Origin of the sequence: Methanocella arvoryzae MRE50 (assembly GCF_000063445.1) — an archaeon.
In the GTDB taxonomy this organism is placed as follows: domain Archaea; phylum Halobacteriota; class Methanocellia; order Methanocellales; family Methanocellaceae; genus Methanocella_A; species Methanocella_A arvoryzae.
In genome coordinates, this window is sequence record NC_009464.1 from 2439864 (window position 1) to 2459457 (window position 19594).

The following is a 19594-nucleotide window of genomic DNA, read 5'->3' on the forward strand; positions in this document are numbered from 1 at the left end:
GCATAAGCCGCGTAAGCGTCTCATGTTTGAACGGTGGTACTTGCTTTTTTAGTAGCTTGGTTGGTATTACTAATAATAGTGCTAGTTTATAACGTTTACCTTTATGCGACTGGCGATTTAGCTGATAGCGGCCGGTAGTTAAGGCCTTACTACTACGGTGCTGCCCGGCTCGATCGAGAGTCGCCTGCGGAGCTTTTTCGGTAGAATGAGTATGCCGGCAGGCGTGCCGGGCAGTACCTCTGCCAGGCCGACGGTCACTTTCTCCGTCTCCCCTCCCGGCAGAACCAGCGTGGCAGAGCCACCTTCTTTCAGCTTTAGCGCGGCGAGTGTTGCAGCGTCCATCCAGGCGATCTTACGGGTCTCCAGCGTTTCTAGGGTGGCGATCCTGGACTCGTGCAGCAGATTCGCAGTGCTGCCAGTGGCCACCTTCAGTTCTGTCTGGCGGGGAGCTTCCCGGGCTTCTGCCGGAGCTGCGGGCACAGGTGCAGGAACTGGTGTGGGTGCAGGCGCGGGTGCCTGTACCTCTATGGGCTTTTCCTTTACAGGCCTTGCTGGCTCCGGAGGCAGGGCTTCAGCGATCGGCGCCCCTCCTTCGAGGAAGTATATCGCAGCGGATGCTTTTCCTGTCGCCTTCTTTATTGAGTCGATCGCCTTATCCCCGTAATGGCGGTCGTTCTCCGAAATGTAAGATGCTCCGGCGATCTTGCCTGAAGCGAGAAAGGCGTAGCCGGTCCATGCCTGGCCCCTGAACTTCAGGATGCAGGTGCTGGCCGCATTGCGCAGGTTGTCGAGGAGCATGCCCGGGTTCACCAGATCGCCCAGTTCGGTATCGATTGTGGTGCCAATCTTCCTGCCCTCGAACAGGCTTAACATCGCCGGAGTCAGCTCGTAGATCGCCATCGTTCCGGTGGTGGCTATTGCCTTGTTCTCCAGCGGGGCTATCATCTCGGGGCCCAGCGCCATCCACATGCCGCTTTCCTGGAGCGCAGTGACTGCAACTCCTTCACGGTAAAAGATCGTGCCCTCGAAATCCGAGAAAACCAGCCTGGCGCAGCCCGTCATCCTGGACGAGACCACGCTTTTCAGCCGGGCATAGTATTCACCCGAGGGGCCTTCGAACACCACTTTCACGAACGGTACCAGCATGCTATCTCCCTCAGACCGCTGACAGGATGCCCGACAGGAAGAACAGCCCGGCGCCGGCAGTGAGCAGGTTCGTGTAGAGTCCGCTGTCGGTGCCGGGAAGCAGGACCTGCAGTATACTAATGATCAGCAAGGCGAGGAAGCCCAGGCCTAGGTACAGGAACAAACGAAGACGGTTGCCCATGTATAGATAAAAAGTTGTGACAACGAGTACTACTTGCACAAGTATCACAAAGTAGATCAGCAACGCAGCTATATCCATAACGACAACCTAACCTAAGAGTAATATATTGTTTTCATTTATGATACTTTCGTTGTCCCTGTTGCCACTCTTCCGGCTCTCCTCCTCCCATAAAGTTTAATTATATCAGCACGAACAGGCCTGCGATGCAGATCAACTTCCGCTGGAGCCCGAAGAACCGCTACAGCATAGCAGCGCTCGCCCCGGTCATCGGGGAGTACCGCCTGGTCAAAAGGCCTGAAGACGGTATCATGCTCTATAGCTTTGCTTCTCTGCAGGCTCCGGAGATCTACCGCGAGGTCGACTCTGCCACGACTAACTCTGTTTTCATCGCGGGCGGGCCTCACCCCAGCGGCTGCCCGGAAGAGGCGCTGGAGCACTTCGACTACGTGGTGGTCGGGGAAGGCGAGGCTACGCTGCCCGAACTGCTCAGCACAATACGCGCCGGCGGTGACGTTTCGAAGGTCCGGGGAATCGCTTACCTGCAGGACGGGCACTACTGCTACACCGGCAAAAGAGAAGACGTCGACCTCGACGCATATCCGCCGTTCAAGCCGCCCCTGTACGGCCCGATCGAAATCTCCCGGGGCTGCCCGTGGAACTGCGCCTACTGCCAGACCCCCAGGCTTTTCGGCCACCGCATGCGGCACCGCAGCGTAGAGTCGATCTGCAAATACGACAAGTACTACGAGGATAAGCGACTGGTGTCCCCCAACGCGTTTGCCTACGGCTCAGACGGCATCACGCCGAACCCGGCGGCCGTGGAAAAGCTGCTGAAAAATCTTTCCGGCAACATCTACTTCGGAACCTTCCCCTCCGAAGTCCGGCCGGAGTTCGTCACCCCTGATATGGTCAGCCTGGTCACCACATACTGCGCCAACAAAGAGCTCCACCTCGGCGGCCAGTCCGGCAGTGATCGAGTCTTAAAAGCCATCCACAGAGGCCACACCGCCGAACAGGTTGTCACAGCCGCCCGCACCATCAAAGACGCCGGCCTGACACCTGTCGTCGACTTCATCTTCGGGCTCCCCGGGGAAAACAAGGAAGACCAGACGGCGACCCTCGAAAACATCCGGGCCATCATCAGGGAAGGCGGCAAAATCCGGGCACATTACTTCTTACCGCTGCCGGGCACCGAGCTCGCAGGCACTACGCCGGCGTCCGTCGATCCAGAAATAGACCGGTTGCTCGGGAAACTAGCTCTGGGTGGCAGGCTGACAGGTTCGTGGTCGCCAAAACGAGCATAAATTTTTCAGTTGCCAGCCTTTTAACCACTGAGATTCACCTCGACTGTTTTACCACGGAGGCACAGAGACGCACAGAGGTTCATAGAGAACTGGTTACCACAGAGGCACAGAGACGCACAGAGGCTGATAAATTAAGTGGTTACTATCCAGTTATTTACCGAAAAATCTCTGTGTATCTCTGTGGTGAGCCGTTCTCTGTGTGTCTCTGTGTCTCTGTGGTGACCGTTCTCTGTAGTGAAACGAGGCGGGCCACCAGTACTTTTGTAAAAAATCAGGCATAGATACGCCCGTATGGTGAGTAGTAGGGCTGGTAGTACCCTTCTCTCATGCTCACGTTGTTCATGGCCTCGCTGCCGAACAGTAGTTCGTAGAGCGACGGATCGTTGACGTAGGTGACTTCGGGCTTGCCGGAGATGTTGCCGAGTTCTGCGGCGATGTCGATGGCCTCGTACATGCCGCCGAGGTCGTCTACCAGGCCGAGGTCCCGGGCTTCGTAGCCTGTGTAGACCCTGCCGTCGGCGAGGCGCTGGACTTCTTCCCTGTCCATGTGGCGGCCGCTGGCGACGGCGTCCACGAACCGGCTGTATGACTGGTTGATGATGTTGTTGACGTAAGCCTTTTCGTTTTCGTTCAGGCCTCTCCAGTCGGCGCCGACGTCCTTGTAGGGGCCGGATTTGGCGACGTAGTACTGGATGCCTTCCTTTTCGTAAAGGCCGCTCTTGTTCTCGAAGGTCCAGATCACGCCGATGCTGCCCGTAAATGTGTCGGGGTTGGCAACTATCTTCGTGCATGGGGCAGAGATATAGTATGCTGCTGACGTTGCGATGTCTCCCATCGAGACGACGATCGGCTTTACCTGGCTGGTCTTGTTGATCTGCCGGTAAATCTCCTGGGCTGCGACAGGCGTGCCGCCAGGCGAGTTGATCCTGAGCACGATGGCCTTTATACTCTTGTCTTCCTCTGCCTTCCTGAGGTGCTTGACGATAGAGTTAGAGCTCGCATAGCCCAGGCCGTCCGGGATATTGTCGGTGATCAGCTCGCCCTCCACGTAGATAACGGCTACCTTACTTGGTGAGACGGGGGTTATGTCCGAGAATATGTCTGAAAACATGCCCGCCTGAGCGATGATGAATATAGATTCCGCCGTGAGGACAATTCCCATGACGACGATCAGTAAAATGAAGACACCTGTGACAGGGTTAAAGAGCCTGGGCTTATTACCTTCCATGCTGACACCAGTTTATAGCTTATAGATAGTGGGAATGGTGGGATATATATTTTCTATCTATAGGCTGGAGTGGCTCATTTACAAAAATAGTTATGCGATGATGATTTTGCCCATCCCATCGTCCTTGCCCTTGTTCCTGGGCAACGGGGTCGCGGAGGCGGCTGCCTGGGCCGCTGCCCTCTCCGGTGCTCCGGCCGCGAAGACGAAATCGTACAGGAGTTTGCCGAACTTGCTGTTACGGTCGAACTTGTAGTAGCTGTTCTTGCCCACCTTGCGGGTCTCCTGGATCACGCTGTACTTTAGCAGGCCTTCCTTCATCCGGGAAATTTTGGCTTTGGTGATCTTAGTCCGGTCTGCCATATCCTTGATTGTGAAGTCGCTCCCGTGGTTGTACACCAGAAATACGATCAGCTCTGCGGAAGAGTTGCTGCCGAATATCTCTGCCAGGGGTGACAGTTGGACATTACTCATGCGAACACCAGTTCTAATCATATCATCCGCTAAAAGCATTTAAATGCATCGGAAGCCCTCACCCCAGTATTTAATGGTAATGCCGGAGTTCCTGGGCATGGCCTTCGTGGCTGCACGTGACTTTGCAGAAAGCTTCGCTTGTATAGTAGTACCTTGCCTTGATCCTGTGCAGTCCTGCGGAAAGCTGCACAGGCAGGCTGCTCACCGATGCCCTGGGATGGTTGCCTGGGTTCGCGACTATCTGTCTGCCGTCGATCCATAACCATGAGCCGCCGGCGCTGTCGAGGGTGAATGTGTATGTCCCTTCGGCAGGGATAGCGACATATCCTGTCCAGATGATCATCCCGTTTTGATCCGGGGCCTCCTCGGGGAGCGTCGACGCGTCTGCCGAAATGGCGTTCTCCGTCCGGCGTGTGGCATAGCTGTCCGGCAGGATCTTGTTCGGGTCTGCAGAGGCCAGGTCTGATGTTGCCGGGTCGATAGTGTAGTAGAAGGCGCTGACTCCTTTCTTCAGCCCTGGTTCTTGCAGCTCTTTCAGCTGGTCTGCGGCGGTTTTTCCGTGGCTGCTGGCAAAGGCGAGCACTGTGCTTGCGATCAGGATGCCTGCCAGCACCACGATGCCGATAGACATCACGGTGAAGAACGCGTCGGATATACCCCGGTCGTCCATCGCCGACCACCGGCTACCGTGCCACCAGCACGACGCTGCCTATCTGTTGTTTGGACTGGCTGCTCACTACTTTGACTGTGTATCTCGATCCGGTGTCGATCGTCTTACCAGTGTTGAGGGAGAGCGGTATCGCAGATGTCTGCATGCCCGGGCTTAGCTGCTCCGGGGTGACGGCAGGCGAAATGTTCGATACCTGTGTGGATCCGATCAGCACGCCATCATCGTCGTAGACGTTCAGCATGATCTGGCTCACCTGCAGGGGGTCTCCCGACTCGTGGTTGATCATCATGGTGGGGGTAGTACCGCCGTACATGACGCCGGTGAGGCTGGCTTTAGGTGAGCTTGCCAGCACCTGTACCTGCCCGCCCTGGGACAGCACGAGCGATCCTATCAATAGCGCTACCATGACTACGATAGCGATCATTAGTATGCCATAGACGGCGTTTTCTACGCCGAAGTCGTCTTTTGTTATGGGGTGTAGGGGCATTTTACAGGCCTCGAAAGGTTATATACACTTCAGTGTAAATAACTTATTTACAATTTATTGAATATAAAGCTTTTGCATTACTGCCGCCTTTATGCCGCCCAAAATGGCGAGACAATACATCATTCCGCAGGTCCGATAGTAAATGGACTGATGCGAGGGAGTAGCCATGGCTGGCAAGAGAGCGCTTGTTGTATACGATACGAAGTATGGTGCTACGGAGCAGATAGCTAACTGGATTGCGGAGGGGATCAACGACGCCGACATCCGGCATGTGGATGATGTCGAGGGTCTGGACTACGATCTGGTCGTCGTCGGAACGCCCATCTACAATGATATGCCCTCGCCGAGAATTGTGGACTTTATGGATAAGTACCGGGATGTGCTCCTGAACCGGAAGGTGGCTCTGTTTACCGTGAGTGTGCCTTACGATATGACGCCGGAGCGGGCCAAAAGATATGCGGGGCAAAAGGAACTGAAGCGGCTGGTAGATCATGTAAAAGGCACAATCATCGCTTCCAGGGCTTTTCTGGGGAAGATCGACCTGAAGGAAATGACTGAGCTGGACCGGATCTCGCTGCGCATCAGGTATTTTCTGAAGGGCTATCGGCTGAAGGAGGTCAATTTCACCAACCGGGACGATGCTGTCGGCTGGGGGAAAAATCTCTACGATCTCCTGACCCGGCCGCCCGAAGCCATTCCGCCTGAGCCCCGGGAAAAATAAAAAAATGGTTTTTAGACGCTGGACTGCTTTTGCTCCAGGGGAACCTGCTCGGGCTGCAGCTCGTTTTTGCCGCCGGGCATACGTACGACCTCGACGCCAGCCTGTTTCAGGAAGTCCAGCGAGGACGTGTCCGGGTACTCGTTCAGGTACACGACCCTCTTAATCTTGCCATTGATGATCATCTTGGTGCAGAGTATGCAGGGCTGATGGGTGCAGTAGACTGCGGCGCCTTCGATGGAGGCGCCGTGGATGGCCGCCTGAATGATGGCGTTCTGCTCGGCGTGCACGGCCCGGCACAGCTCGTGCCTGGTGCCGTGGGCGATGTTCTGGTTTTCCCTGATGCACCCGATGTCCAGGCAGTGATCGAAGCCGTGGGGTGCGCCGTTATATCCCGTAGAGATGATCTGGCCGTTTTTCACGATGACTGCGCCTACATGGAGGCGAAGGCAGGTAGACCTCTTCGAGACTACCTGCGCGATCTCCATGAAATACTCGTCTTTGGATGGCCGGCTCATAGGGGATCACTTACTTCTTAGGTTTTTTTGCCGTCGCCTTTTTAGCCACCGGCTTCTTAGCCGCCGTCTTGTTAGCCGGCGCTTTCTTCGATGCTGGTGCCTTTGCTGCAGGAGCCTTTACGGCCGGAGCCTTCGTCACCTCGAACCTGACCTTCAGCTTCTTGCCGGACCAGTCGTACTGCGGAGCCTTTCTCTTTCCGATGTAGTCCTTCGTCTTCTCAGCAAGGGCGTGGGACACTACGGGTAAGGCGATGGTGGCGTCCACGAAGACCTGCACCTTGGGTGCTACCGCGGCGATCTTGCCCCAGCTGACAGCCTCTTCGAAGGTGCAGCCGGACAGGCCGCCCCAGTGGGGTGCGTCTGCGGTGTACTGGATGGCGTAGCTGTGGCCTTCGATGGGCAGCTCGAGCATGGACATGATGACTTCGGTCTGCTGGATGAAGTTCTTGGGCACGCCTCCGCCGATGTATACGACGCCAGTCTTCTTTGTGTTCTCCACGATCTGGGTGATCTCATCGACGTCCTTCATCTGGTCGATGTTGATCGCGTGGCCTTCCCGCCTGGCGACCATGAGGGCGATGCCTATTGAGCTGTCGCAGAGCGCGGGCACGAAGATGGGCACATTGTACCTGTATGCGCTGGCGACTATGCCGTCCGGGTCGCAGCCTTTCTCGGTCATGTGCTTGCCTAGTAGATAGAGGAACTCTCTGGAGGAGTACGATTTGCCCGCCTCGAGGTGTTCTTTGGCGAACTCCATGACCATGTAGTCTGCGCCTCTGAACTCCTGCTCAACTGCGAAGACGTCGTAGATCCTGTCTACTCCTTCCTTGAAGAGCGCCTCGTCGTTGGCCACATGGCTGCCCACGTAGTGGTGCCCGCCCATGGACTCGAAGATGTCGTGGAACATGTTGGCGCCGGTAGATACCAGGCAGTCGATCATGCGGTTCTGGATCATGTATGAGATGATCTTGCGCATGCCCGCGGGGGACATGGCTCCCGTGTATCCCATCATGATGGTCAGGTTGTTCTGCCTGAGCATGTCTGCCCAGGTGTTGACGGACTCGCCCAGCTTCCTGCCCTGGAAGCCGGTCATGGCCATAGCGTCAGTCAGGCCTGCGATGGTCTTCTCTGTGACCTTGACTGGAACTGTCTCTTTCTGTAGGAATTTACTCTTTGCCACTTCGCTATCCTCTTTCAAATAGAAAACTTGTTTTAGAATATAAAACTTTTTAATGGGCGACGTACGCCTGTTTTCTGGTTATGTTCCAGAAGAGGCCTTCACAGGCGGAATTACGCCCGGAAAATTAGTTTTCGGGATGAAGGCTGAGGCGGCATATGGCCGCCTGTTGCGGCATAAGGTCGCCTGTTTATCCTCTCAGGCCAGTTTTTTCATCTCGTGGAAGTCCAGCACGCCCTTGATGGCTTTTGTGATAATGGGGATGCCCGCTTCCTGGGCGGCGCACATCGGGTTGGTGCCGCCAGTGATGATAATACCCATGTGGTCTCTGCTGACATCTGCGCCCAGCACCGGGGAGTTTGGCTCGCCGACTTCGAGGATGCCGTAGAATCCGGCGGTCAGCAGGCGGTTGATGGTGCGGTCGACGTCGTCTTTGGCCGCCATCGGTACTTCCCTGAGGTTGGCCAGAATCTTGCCCGATCCCGTCCTCATCATTTCCCTGACTGAAGTGAGGTCCTGAGACATGAGGACTTCGAGGGGGTCGATGGTCGTGCACTCGTACCTGATGCTGTCTGTGAACCTCACCGGAACTCTGTCCTTCACCTGTACGATTCCCCCGAAGATGGGTTTCGCGGGGATTCCGGACTTGAGCAGCACGCCGTCTATCGTGATGCTGCACACAGTAGTGATGCCAGCTTTGCCCGCGGGGATCGTCAGCCCCGAGAAGATATCTCCCTCGTCGAAAAGCTTGACGTACGAGCAGACTGACAGGCCGCTGTACATGACCTGCCGGAAGATTTCCAGCGTTTCGTCCAGGTCTTTCTTGTCGACCAGGGACAGGTTGGCTATGATGTCGCCTTCTCTGGTCTTGGGATTGAAGGTCACCTGGTACATGATGGAGTCGATCCTGGCGTCGGTGAACATCATCTCTTCGTCTTGAGCAAGCATGGGAATCAAAAATACTTGGAATCTATCAGTTATCTATTTTTGGATTCGCGGGCTTAAAACCCGGCCGTCCGGGAATCCGGCGGATCTTGCCCGGAGGCACCCCGGAACCTGCCGATTATGCCCGTTTCGGTGCAATTTTCGGCGAAAGAGAGCCAAGCTTAAATATCTTGAGTTTAAAATAACCCCGTAGTCAAGCCGATTTGCCTGTCACCCTAAACTGGTCGGAAACAACCTTCCCGGGCGACGAGGCTGCGAGGCACAGGCAGGTCTGGTGGGTGTCGAAGGCGGTACGCCGGCGACATGAGCCTGTTATTGGCTGTATCCGTAAAAAATCATAAAGGGAGTTACGATGTCAAATAATCTGATAGATGTCTTGGAGCAGATTTTTGGCACTTACAACTATACGGTGGGTGCTAAGAATGACTTCGATCTCGTCGCCGAGAAGCCGAACAATAATGTGGCCATCCGAGTCATGGACAACCCGGGTACGGAGGATGTCAGGCAGTTCGCCGACATGGCGAAAGCCGAGGGCTGCAAAGCCCTCATCGTCTCGATGACCTACTTCACGGAGGACGTGAAAAAGGCTGCAAGGGTAAGGGACGTCATGATCTGGGACCGGGCGGAGCTCGAGAAGCAGATCGGCAAAGCGGTCCTCCTCCGTATCGACGCGGACCGCGATCCGTTTGCGTCCTCGCCGGAGCCTGCCCCGGCCGAGAAGAAGGAAGTCTCCGTGTCAGCGCTGACCCAGGAGCTTTACGGCAGCGCCCCGGAGAAGCCTAAAGCTGCTAGGGCGGCTGCAGGGAAGGCAGTCGCTGCCGAGCCGAGGCCGGAGCCCCGGCAGGAAGTCTTCGAGGCTGAAGACGGGCCGGCAGTCGCCGCGGATGTGGCGGTGGCAGAAGAGCCCGAGGTAGAGGAAGAGCCACTGAAACTGCCTATCAAGTGTTATCCCGTCAAGATCAAGGCTACCGACGCTGTCAAGATATCGGGCAACATCGGCAGGGCGGAAGACACTGAGGTAACCCTCAACTTCATCCCCTACTGGAAGTACGACTACTCCCTGGACGTCATGGGCAAGTACCGCGACTTGACCGTGCCGATGACCGGCAAGGGCTCGAAGATGATCAACGCGATCAACAGGAACGTGGATGCAGTGCCCAACCTGAAACTGATCGACGGCGTTGAAGTGCCCGACGCACCGTACCACATCCAGCAGGCGGCTCTGACCGAGGAAGAAGCCCGGGCAATGGCCATCAAGTCCATCATCGACGATCACACCCGGACTATCCGGCTCAAGGGTACCCAGGGCGAAGCGGCGATCGTGGAGCACAAGAAGTTCAGCCCCAAGCCCACTGACATCAAGTTCGCCATGGAAATGCTGTACGTTCCGTTCTGGTCGGTCCGCAGCCACAAGGGCTACATGGAAATCAACGCCTACGATGGCAAGCCCACCCAGACCCCGATGGACGACGGCGCGGAGATCCTGTAAGCCTGCGGCTCACTGAAGCGCCGTCGGCGCCAGATTTCAACGGCGTGTAAAGACAGGCTTGAAAGCGAAAAACAGTATCCGGCTCCCGGATTATTTGACATTCGTCGAAAAAGCGCGGGATCACAGTGGTCTCGATGACCACTGTGACCATCAATCTTTTAATTACTTCTTCTCTTCTGGCCGCTCCTTCTTCTCCTCTGCGGCCTCTGTCTTCCTGTTCTGAGACCTTTTGTACAGCCAGAGGGCGCCGCGGATCAGCAGGTAGAGGGCCGCGAGGCCGAGCGCCAGGTAGAGCACCAGCGGTATGAGGTAGCCTGTCAGCACGATGAGGCCGCCAATCATGCCTACGAAAGCGTGGACCGCTTCAGTGACCGCGTCCCCGATGCCCCAGTCGTAGGATACAACCGGCTCAGGCTCGGTAACGTAGACCGTGATTGTGGAGAAGTCGATCTGGCTGTTCAGCACGTTCAGCCGGGCCTGGTAGGACTCGATCTCTCCCTGCACCCGGGACAGTTCCCTCTCTACTGCCAGTATTTCCGTGACATTCTTCGCCTGATCCATGATGTCGATGAGCCTCGCCTCTTCAGCTCTCAGGTTCTTCAGCCTCGACTCCACATCGACATACTGTAATGTAACATCCGAACCAGTAGAGCTGTCGGACTTCACAGTGCCGAGCTTTCGGATCTCGGATAGAGTCTGCTCGTAAGCCGACTGGGGGACCTTGATGGTGATAGTGCTGCTCCTCCGGTTCTGGTCGTACATGTTCATGCTGGACGACTGGACGTACCCGCCGGTGGAGGTAGCAAGGAACCTTACTTTATCTACCGACTCGTTGAACTTAGTGGTCTCGATCTGGATGGAGGCGGTCATGATCACCTTGCGGTTCCCAATGTCAGAATAGGCTTCACCCGACGCAGTCGGCACTGGCGCTACACCGGCGGTGCCAGAGCTCTTGCTATCGTAAGCCCCAGGGTACTGCGGGGCAACCTGCGGGCCATTCCAGGATTCTCCGTATGAGCTGGGCCTGTCCCCGGAGGATAGCCCGGTGCCGCCATTCATGCTCGTACAGCCCGCGGCAGCGGCTGCAACGAGTATGATAGCTATGGCGATGAGTGGTAATAGTAGCTTTGATCTCATAATCAACTAGTTATACGCTCGATTATTTATAAATGGCTTAAACTACGACCAGGCTTGTAGTCTTGGGTTGTAAGGTAAAAAAGGATTCGGCTCTGTTACGAGCCGTTGACGTCTGTGGCGAACTGTTCGTTCATCGTGTCCTCGGCGACGCTGACACCTGCCTGGATAACCACTTCGGGCCAGATGCGCACGTCCGAGTGGACGGTCACGTCGTTGCCGATCATGGTTCTGGGGCCGATCACCGTGCCGTTCTCCAGGGTGCAGGACTTGCCGATGGAGACGTCGTCGTCGATGATGGCTCCGGAGACGGAACACCCGGCGCCGACCTTGACGCCGTCGTAGATGTACGAGGCCAGGATGCGGCAGTCGTTGCCAATGTTGCAGGACTTGCCGATAGACGTGTAGGGGCCGATGAGGACATTGTCACCGATCACCGTGTTCTCGCCGATGATCACTGGCCCTACTACCACTGAGTTCTTGCCCACGGACACGTTGTTGCCCACGTCCAGCGGCCCGTTCAGCTTGGCGCCCTCTACGAGGAGGCGGCCGTGGATATATGTGCCGGGCATGTTCTCCAGCATCCACTTCTGTGCGGCCCTGTAGGCCTGCGGGTTGCCGACGTCGGTCCACTGGCCTCTGGCCAGCCAGCCGCTGATCTTCTTGTCCTCTTTCAGCAGCTTCGGGAACAGGTCCTTGGCAAAGTCGTACTTCTGCTTCGGGATGTAGTCGAAGACCTCGGGGCTCAGCGCATAGATGCCCGTGGAGGCCAGGTTGGAGAAGATTTCGCCCGGCCCCGGCTTTTCCCTGAACCGGTGGATCACGTGGTTATTGTCCAGGTCGACGATGCCGAACTCTCTCGGGTCGTCGATGCTGAGCACAGATATCGTGACCATACCGTTTGTCCGGTTATGGAAGTCGTATAGCTCTCTGAGGTTCAGGTTCAGCACGTGGTCGCCGCCGACCACCAGGAACGGGCCTCCGGCCAGGTATTTCTCGGCGTTCTTGACGCTGCCCGCCGTGCCCAGCTTTTCCTTTTCGTAGACGTACTTGATGTCCACTCCGAACAGCGATCCGTCCCCTAGGTAGTTCTCGATGACTTCGCCCATGTAGCCCAGAGTGATGACGATCTCATTGAAGCCGTTTTTCGACAGGTGCTCTACGAGGTGCCCGACTGACGGCTTATTTAAGATAGGGATGCTTGGCTTCGGCCTTTCAAATGTAAGAGGCCTTAAGCGGGTGCCTGTGCCCCCGCAGAGAATACATGCTTTCACCAGTAAATTCCTCCTGAACCAATTCTGTCTGAATAAGTAAATTAGAGTAAAGCCACGACGATTGTCTACTGCTTGCTATCCAAGACCATATTACTTTCGAATATATATCTGTATTTGCGACTGCTACACCCGATCCAGATATGGATCCACCCACTGAGACCACCACTGCACCGGGTTTTTCACTGGCAGCAGGTCATGGTCGCAGCTGAAGAGCTCGTGGTTGTAGAACACGAAACCTTCTTCCATCTGGTGTTTCAGGTTAGCTTCGAGAAGGCCTTCTACCGTGCTCTGATCACCAGTAATCTGCAGCAGCCTGATCAGGTAGGGCGTATCCCGGGGCCAGACGACTTCCTCGTGGTACTCTTCGTCCCCGACATAGGTCCCCGTTCCAGACTCCTTGACCACAATACCGAACGGCAGGCCCCACTTAGTCCGGAGTAGCCTGTCCTTTGCATATCTGGCTATTGCATCGAGCTCCCGGATGGTGAACACATCCAGCCCCAGCATCGACGCAGCCACGACGCCTGGCGATCCCGGCATGGGGTCCGCTCGCGGGCCCAGGGCGAAGTCGTCTGTCGTGGCCAGGTTGTTGATGAACCCTGTTTCGGGGTTGAGGAATACTTTTTTATATGCCTCGAGTGCCCTGTTGTAGAGCATCTTGCAGGTGTCCGCCATGGAAAAGTTCCGCACGTACTTGCTAAATAGCCAGCCGGCTTCGAGGGACCGCATCCACTGGGCGTTGATCTCCGGCAGGAAGAACATCTGGAGGTCCAGATCTGCCACAGCGCCCATGCTGAGAAGTTCTCTCTCCCACGCCTCGCTGACCCGGATCGGTAATGCCTGGCCGTCCACATTGCGCTTCCCGTCCGTCCACGAGTGCCACGAGGGCACGCTGAGCAGCCCGTTAGGGCGGACCCGCGGAGGGCCGTTCGCCTCCAGCCCGGCACACCGCACGCCCTGCAGGTATTTTTTAAAAGCTGCAGCTGCATCCTGTGCGAAGTCCCCGTCGTTGGTGTCTCTCACCACCATGCCAGCGAGTATGAAACCCAGCAGTGTAGCATCTGCACTGTTATAATCAGCCTTCCCCCCGGTTCCCGGCACCAGCCGGTTAGGGATCCGGCCGTGCTCGTCCTGGAGTTCGAACGCTTTGCGCAGGACCTGTTTCATGCCGTCCGTCCCGGAAATTTTCCTCAGCGTCTGATAGTTATGGATCAGGCCTTCGAACTCATCCCTGAACCACACGCTCCGGAACCAGAAGTCCCCGGCTTCATGGAAGACCACGCTGTCTACCATGGTGCCGAACCGGGCCATGCCCAGCACCCTGTACAGGATATCTCTCTTACTGGCTGCGTAGTCGGGGAAGATCGCCCGGCGCAGCTGATCTGCTTCTGCAACGTCGGCTACCCACGCTGGCTCGCCAGAGCCGGTCGCCGAGGCGGGTATCCCGTGGAGTTTCCGCGCCGTATCCCTGTCCGGACCGCACGAGAAGCAAAGTCTGGCCGCCGCTCCGTCGACCTCTATCTCATACAATGAGGAAACAGTGCGTCTTTCAGGCTTGAACTGCAGGCGATCGCCCTTCCTGCACCTGTAGCCCGAGCCAAGCTTGTACTTCCACGAAACCTGCCTTCCCTTTTTTTCGAGCCTGGCGCCAGCGGAAGAGAGACAGATGGCTGGGCCTCCTGCCGTGACGTACAGGACATCCTCCGAGACCGTGGCATCCAGGTTACCCGGTTCCGAGGGACCGTACATAAACCTGATATCGAAGAACGGCTCGAACACGATCGTCGATGGCCTGTTTTCGGAGCCTTCGATCCTGACGTCCAGGTGGCCTGCTGCGCCGTAGCTCGTCCGGTAAAGATAGTACTGTGCCCTGACTGTACGGCCGCCGGCATCGTACCGGTACTCGCAGCTCCAGGGCGTTGCAATTACTTCGGCCGGCCTCAGCTTTATCTCCTTGTCGCCAGAGCGTACTCCCAGGGCGATCATGTCCAGGAATTTCCAGTAGTCGGTCCCGACCAGGGCAAACAGGCCTTCGTATGAGTAGTCTCTGTTTGGGGCGATCTTTTCGAAGACCGGGCAGGAGAACGCGGACTGGGCGAGAGAAGCAGATCTGCGCTTGAGGATTACGTGCTTTGTCCGGGAGCCGCCGCCAAACAGGTCCTCTAAAGGTGCCAGCACTACTGAATAATCCTCGTCCGCCATTGATAAATTTCTCTATCTGTTATGTATATATGGTTTAATCCGTCTTTTTGCGACCGTCACCGGCCCGGGGAGGATCATGCCTGTAATAAATCCGCTGTCATAGTCGCATTTTGTGGCACCCCAACATCACAGAAAGCTATATATACATGCAATACTAACCATTTCTTAGCGTCATACAGGAGGGTAAGAATATGAGATACACATGGGACCCCTTTGACGAGTTCAGGAGAATGCAGTACAGGATGAACAGGATGCTGGACGAGCTCCCCGAGATGTTCGAGCCGTCAGGTCTGCCGGTGCAGCAGGAGATGGCCCAGGTACCTTATGTCGACGTTATGGACCGGGACAGCGAGGTCATCGTCACCGCCGACCTTCCGGGCGTGGAGAAAGGCGACATCCAGATCAACGTCCGGGGCAACACGCTCGAGATCAACGCTGAAAAGAAGTCGGAGAGCGAGCGGAAGGAAGAAGGCTACCTGAGGAGAGAGCGGGGCTACAACCGGTTTTACCGGGCTATCCGCCTGCCCGCGCAGGTAGATGACACGAAAGCCCACGCCCGCTTTAACAACGGCGTGCTCGAGATCACCCTGCCGAAACTGGAAAAGCGCCGCGGAAGCAGCATCCCGATTAACTGAGGAAACCTCTGATCCCGCCTTCGCCCCCGCACACCATCCGGGGGCCCTGGCCGGGTTCCTCCTCCGTTCACCATTTTACTGTGCAGAACCTGTAACTTTGGTGAAACGTCCTTTCTTAGTGCACTTACTGGCCTTCGGCCATTAACTTTAAGAATGTGCCACAGATATTATATCCCGTCTTAAACAGATTTGTTAATAACGTCAATCAGGTGGAATAGCTATCGCAGATTCAAACTCATCAGATCTCAAGCAGCGCATAGAGGACACAATCAAGGGTGGTGTAGACGAGAAGCACCTGAAAGTAGTCAAGGAGCTCAAAAACTACTATTATGTGGAAGACATCGCCGCGGCAGCTCTTCAGCTCTGTGCCGAAAGGGGCGCAGACACGGAAGAGGTCAGACGCAAGTCTCACATTCACACGAGCTTCATACCCCTTAAGACCAAAGAATCGGTCATGAAGATTAAGGCGGCCCAGAAATCTTCATCTTCGCAGGCTGAGCCCGTCAGGCGCCCTGCTCATGGCACGCACCGGAAGCCACAGCACCCCCCTGCCAGGAAGCCTGCGCCTGCAGCCCAGGCAGGCAGAAGTGAGGATGTTCAGGCTAAGAGAAAGCCTTCTCAGGCTCCGCACAGCAGCCAGCCTGCGCAGAGAAAAGTCCAGCAAGCTTCCCAGGCCGGCGGACAGCCCGGAGGCAGAAAGAGGGGCAGCGGCGTGGTACAGGCCCAGAAAAACCAGCAGCCCGGCAGAAACCAGGGCGACCGCTCTCAGAAACACCCGGGAACGCAGTCCCGCTCCGGCGGCGAAAGGCGGAAAAACCGGTAATTTTTTCTCAGCCGAACAATTCTTTTAGCCGGGCCACGGCCCGGTTCATCTCTACTGTGAGGTGCCCTAAACCTGCCTTAGCGTCAGCCAGCGCCACCAGCATCGACCTTTCTCCCGCGCCCATGATAATCAGCTTACCTTCGTCCGTCTCGACGATGAGCCTGTCAGGTATCGCCTGGCCGATCTCTATATAGGCAGTCTCCGCCGCGCTTAGCATGACAGCTGACATGGCTGCAAACGTTTCGGGGTGGGCATCCCCCGGGATCTCAGAGGAGACCAGAATCCCTTCCCGGGATACTACCGCCAGCGCTCTAAAGCCTCCGGTCCTCCGGAGATCTGCGATCACTCTCCTGACCTCCTCTACCGGGCTCATTCAGACACCCCCGACTATCCTGTCGATAAGGGTCTCGATTACGCTTACGACGCTGGCGGGATCGTGCGCGACCGTGCCGATCACCGGCACGCTGGCCGGCAATCCCATCTTTTTGCGGATGTAGTCGACCTCCATGGCGTCGGGCAGGTCCTGCTTGTTGGCCGCCACTATGTACGGGGTGGTTTTGCCGCACGCCATCCTGATGATGTCTGCGGCACGCTCGAAGCCTTCAGTGGTAGTCGAGTCGACAACCAGGATGACTCCCATCGCATCCCTGGCCAGCGTCCTGATCAGCGGGTCGAACCGGGACTGCCCGGGGGTGCCGAACAGGTCGACAGAAAAGCCCCGGAGGGTGAGGTGAGCGTAGTCCATCGCCACCGTGGTCTTGAACCTGTCCACGGAGACCGCTTTTCCGGAGGACAGCAGCGACGCAGTCTTGACGAATGTCGTCTTTCCGGAAGAGTGGGGGCCTGTCACCACGATCTTGGGGATGTAAACCCAGACTCCTCCGGGCTTCATGATCTTGTACAGGATCATAGGCCGCTCGGGCAGGTTAGTCCAGTCGCAGGCGTACAGCTTAAAATAGTCTTTGTAGAACTGTTTACCGGCAGCGCTGCCGATCACGACCGTGGCGTTGCAGAGCCCGTTCCTGATCTGATCGACCAGGCGTCGGTCGTAGTCCTCCCTGTCCGTAAAGCTATACAGGACAACTCCGCCGTTTAGCACTGCCATCTTGTTCCACTTCTTGACCCGCTCCAGAATGTCTGCTTCGGAGGTACTCGCGTTCCTGCAGTTGTCGAAAACGGCAGAGAGCGAAGGCAATACTATCATGTCCCCGGGGGACAGGATGTCGATGATCCGGGAGATAGTCTCGTCCACCGAATCGATGCTGCCTGGATCGTCGATCTGGAACTGCTCGTCCGACGGCACTCCGACCAGCCCCGAATACGCGTCGACAACGGCAAAATGAGCCTGGTAAGGCAGCAGGTCCCACCCGTACTCCCGGAAGCTGTCCCGGACTACGTTCGGGAAAGAATTGGTCGCCACATAATAGCAGACATTATTCTCCACAAGGCTGGCATATACTGTCTGGATACAAAAGACGTCCCCCGGAGTACCGCTCTCGCAAAAATACAGGAGAGTTTTACCGGTGGGGATGCCACCTTTAAGATATTCATCCAGCGCCTGAATGCCAGTCTTGATCATATGCCGCTCCCTGTGGATATTTATCCTCAGTCCATGAAACCGGCCCGCGGCATTGCCCGGAACTACCGCTATCCTTGTTCGGATAACCACACTAATGTACCTGAGAGCCAGTAAGCCCAGAATCAGACGTTACAGGCTAATTATAGTCATCTGTGAAACTTTTATACGGCCGGGCAGGTCATACGATGTCTGGCCGAGTAATATATTTCAAGAATGGCTATAATCGTAAATACCCTAATACTCGATGTAATAGCCGCTTCCGATTGTTTATTCATATGCTACTATGGAGTAAGCTGCTATATATTTAACTCAAAAATGAGAGAATAATTCAGATTACTGATGGCTCCCTGATGAAGTCTTCCAGATATATTATGAGTCAGTGCTGTGAGTGAGGATAGTAAGCCCCCTTCTGTTCATGGCCCTAAGGCCGACGGCATTCATCTACGCGCTGTAACCGGGGACAGGGCTGGACTCCCTGGTAATCCCTCTTAGCTTGCACCCACAAGGATTGACCGTTTCATCGGCGCTGCGGGCGACCTCACTGTCTCCAGATCATCGCACAGGCCCGCGGCCGTTCCGTTGCTGTGACATTGCCACGACTCTCGCCGTATGCCCTTTACAGGCATTTGTGTGTCCAGGCGGTGGGGGGACTTTCCTCACTCTAAAAGAGCGGCAGCCGTCCCTCCTCTCTCACAGTATAAAGATCTGACGTCTTTGTTTCACAATAACGTCAGCCCACATTATATAAAGATTATGCATCGGAAAACTGCGGCTTTCAGATTACTTTTTTAACCAGCCACATCATACATATTATACATGCTCAGCCTTGAAGATGGCACCCTTGCCGTAAAGACAGCCCGCAACGTGATCGAAGAATACGTGAAGACCGGCAACTACTCGAAATTCGAGCTGCCTAAAACTTTCGACCGCCCGGGCGGAGTGTTCGTGACGCTGAGCATCAACCACGATCTACGGGGCTGTATAGGCTATCCATACCCGATGGAAGATATGAGTCTGGGCGAGGCGCTGGCCGATGCGGCGATGAGCGCAGCCACGAGGGACCCGAGGTTTCCCCGGGTGCACAAGAATGAGCTGGACCAGATAAGAGTGGAGGTCACCATCCTGGGCCAGCCCGAGCTGTTGAAATGTAAGCCTCTAGAAAGGCCGCACCACATCAAGATCGGAAGGGACGGACTGATCATCGAGTACGGCCTGCACAAGGGACTGCTTCTCCCGCAGGTTCCTGTGGAGTGGCACTGGGATGCTACAGAGTTCCTGGAGAACCTCTGCCTGAAGGCGGGAATCTCTCCCGACGCCTGGGTCGAAGAAAAGGCGAAAATATACACCTTCGGCGGGCAGATCTTTGAGGAGACCGAGCCCGGGGGCCCGGTCATAGAGAAGAAGATCGCTTAACTCTTTACCTTAATACCGCATAGGCTATTCACCACAGAGGCACAGAGGTTCACAGAGTACTCGCTACCACAGAGTCCACAGAGACGCACAGAGATTGATTTTCCATAGGAGCATGGAAACTTACCGGGATACACCAGTTACCGATTATAATGTAAGCCTCTGTGAGTCTCTGTGTCTCTGTGGTTAACCGTTTCTCTGTG

At 56.0% G+C, this 19594-nt stretch carries 20 protein-coding genes and 1 other RNA gene; 6 read left to right on the forward strand and 15 right to left on the reverse strand.

Annotated elements, in window-relative coordinates; genetic code table 11:
* Positions 1-138 precede the first annotated feature (138 nt).
* Positions 139-1146, reverse strand: coding sequence for an AbrB/MazE/SpoVT family DNA-binding domain-containing protein (locus RCI_RS12045; protein WP_012036723.1), 1008 nt, complete (start codon positions 1144-1146; stop codon positions 139-141).
* Between the two features lie 10 nt (positions 1147-1156).
* Positions 1157-1309 (reverse strand): hypothetical protein, encoded by a 153-nt coding sequence (locus tag RCI_RS17065; protein ID WP_158308913.1) that lies wholly within the window; start codon positions 1307-1309, stop codon positions 1157-1159.
* Between the two features lie 221 nt (positions 1310-1530).
* Here RCI_RS17065 and RCI_RS12055 point away from each other — a divergent pair, with 221 nt between their 5' ends.
* Complete coding sequence (locus tag RCI_RS12055) at positions 1531-2631, forward strand: TIGR04013 family B12-binding domain/radical SAM domain-containing protein (RefSeq protein WP_012036725.1); 1101 nt, start codon at positions 1531-1533, stop codon at positions 2629-2631.
* Positions 2632-2902: 271 nt separating this feature from the next.
* Here the strand turns inward: RCI_RS12055 and sppA are convergent, their stop codons facing one another.
* From sppA to RCI_RS12075, 4 genes are all read right to left on the reverse strand, one after another.
* The gene (gene sppA / locus RCI_RS12060) at positions 2903-3859 is read right to left on the reverse strand and encodes a signal peptide peptidase SppA (protein WP_012036726.1); all 957 of its coding nucleotides are present in this window, start codon (positions 3857-3859) and stop codon (positions 2903-2905) included.
* Positions 3860-3949: 90 nt separating this feature from the next.
* Positions 3950-4330 carry a hypothetical protein gene (locus tag RCI_RS12065; protein ID WP_148266617.1) on the reverse strand — a complete coding sequence of 127 codons (381 nt, stop codon included), beginning with the start codon at positions 4328-4330 and terminating at the stop codon, positions 3950-3952.
* A gap of 70 nt (positions 4331-4400) precedes the next feature.
* Positions 4401-5000: a PA14 domain-containing protein gene (locus tag RCI_RS12070; protein WP_012036728.1), complete on the reverse strand. Its 600-nt coding sequence runs from the start codon at positions 4998-5000 to the stop codon at positions 4401-4403.
* 13 nt (positions 5001-5013) lie between these two features.
* Positions 5014-5487, reverse strand: coding sequence for a type IV pilin (locus RCI_RS12075; protein ID WP_012036729.1), 474 nt, complete (start codon positions 5485-5487; stop codon positions 5014-5016).
* A gap of 166 nt (positions 5488-5653) precedes the next feature.
* Here RCI_RS12075 and RCI_RS15925 point away from each other — a divergent pair, with 166 nt between their 5' ends.
* Positions 5654-6208: a flavodoxin domain-containing protein gene (locus tag RCI_RS15925; protein WP_012036730.1), complete on the forward strand. Its 555-nt coding sequence runs from the start codon at positions 5654-5656 to the stop codon at positions 6206-6208.
* Between the two features lie 11 nt (positions 6209-6219).
* On the opposite strand, the gene RCI_RS12085 is transcribed toward RCI_RS15925, so the two are convergent.
* The 3 genes from RCI_RS12085 to RCI_RS12095 all read right to left on the reverse strand — a co-directional run bounded on the left by RCI_RS12085 (position 6220) and on the right by RCI_RS12095 (position 8848).
* Positions 6220-6723 carry a deoxycytidylate deaminase gene (locus RCI_RS12085; RefSeq protein WP_012036731.1) on the reverse strand — a complete coding sequence of 168 codons (504 nt, stop codon included), beginning with the start codon at positions 6721-6723 and terminating at the stop codon, positions 6220-6222.
* Positions 6724-6733: 10 nt separating this feature from the next.
* On the reverse strand, positions 6734-7903 hold the full coding sequence (locus RCI_RS12090) for a deoxyhypusine synthase (protein WP_012036732.1): 1170 nt from the start codon (positions 7901-7903) through the stop codon (positions 6734-6736).
* A 195-nt stretch (positions 7904-8098) separates the two neighbouring features.
* The gene (locus tag RCI_RS12095) at positions 8099-8848 is read right to left on the reverse strand and encodes a DUF128 domain-containing protein (protein ID WP_012036733.1); all 750 of its coding nucleotides are present in this window, start codon (positions 8846-8848) and stop codon (positions 8099-8101) included.
* A gap of 349 nt (positions 8849-9197) precedes the next feature.
* Between RCI_RS12095 and RCI_RS12100 the strand changes: the two genes are divergently transcribed.
* Complete coding sequence (locus tag RCI_RS12100) at positions 9198-10334, forward strand: restriction endonuclease (RefSeq protein WP_012036734.1); 1137 nt, start codon at positions 9198-9200, stop codon at positions 10332-10334.
* A gap of 162 nt (positions 10335-10496) precedes the next feature.
* Here RCI_RS12100 and RCI_RS12105 read toward each other — a convergent pair whose 3' ends face one another.
* From RCI_RS12105 to RCI_RS12115, 3 genes are all read right to left on the reverse strand, one after another.
* Entirely contained in the window at positions 10497-11471 is a 975-nt protein-coding gene (locus tag RCI_RS12105) for a DUF4349 domain-containing protein (RefSeq protein WP_048198558.1), read from the reverse strand.
* Positions 11472-11566: 95 nt separating this feature from the next.
* Positions 11567-12742, reverse strand: a complete 1176-nt coding sequence (locus RCI_RS12110) for a nucleotidyltransferase family protein (RefSeq protein WP_012036736.1) — start codon at positions 12740-12742, stop codon at positions 11567-11569.
* Positions 12743-12865: 123 nt separating this feature from the next.
* Positions 12866-14944, reverse strand: coding sequence for a hypothetical protein (locus tag RCI_RS12115; RefSeq protein ID WP_012036737.1), 2079 nt, complete (start codon positions 14942-14944; stop codon positions 12866-12868).
* A gap of 191 nt (positions 14945-15135) precedes the next feature.
* Between RCI_RS12115 and RCI_RS12120 the strand changes: the two genes are divergently transcribed.
* Both RCI_RS12120 and RCI_RS12125 read left to right on the forward strand, forming a co-directional pair.
* Positions 15136-15579, forward strand: a complete 444-nt coding sequence (locus RCI_RS12120) for an Hsp20/alpha crystallin family protein (protein WP_012036738.1) — start codon at positions 15136-15138, stop codon at positions 15577-15579.
* A 331-nt stretch (positions 15580-15910) separates the two neighbouring features.
* A complete protein-coding gene (locus RCI_RS12125; protein WP_012036739.1) occupies positions 15911-16402 on the forward strand; it encodes a hypothetical protein in 492 nt (163 codons plus the stop codon).
* A gap of 7 nt (positions 16403-16409) precedes the next feature.
* On the opposite strand, the gene RCI_RS12130 is transcribed toward RCI_RS12125, so the two are convergent.
* From RCI_RS12130 to rnpB, 3 genes are all read right to left on the reverse strand, one after another.
* Complete coding sequence (locus RCI_RS12130; protein ID WP_012036740.1) at positions 16410-16775, reverse strand: roadblock/LC7 domain-containing protein; 366 nt, start codon at positions 16773-16775, stop codon at positions 16410-16412.
* Positions 16776-17981, reverse strand: a complete 1206-nt coding sequence (locus RCI_RS12135) for an ATPase domain-containing protein (protein WP_012036741.1) — start codon at positions 17979-17981, stop codon at positions 16776-16778. It lies immediately after the preceding gene.
* A gap of 386 nt (positions 17982-18367) precedes the next feature.
* Positions 18368-18673: RNase P RNA component (rnpB, locus tag RCI_RS16035), an RNA gene on the reverse strand.
* 124 nt (positions 18674-18797) lie between these two features.
* Between rnpB and RCI_RS12140 the strand changes: the two genes are divergently transcribed.
* Entirely contained in the window at positions 18798-19394 is a 597-nt protein-coding gene (locus RCI_RS12140) for a TIGR00296 family protein (RefSeq protein WP_012036743.1), read from the forward strand.
* The last annotated feature ends 200 nt before the right edge of the window (positions 19395-19594 follow it).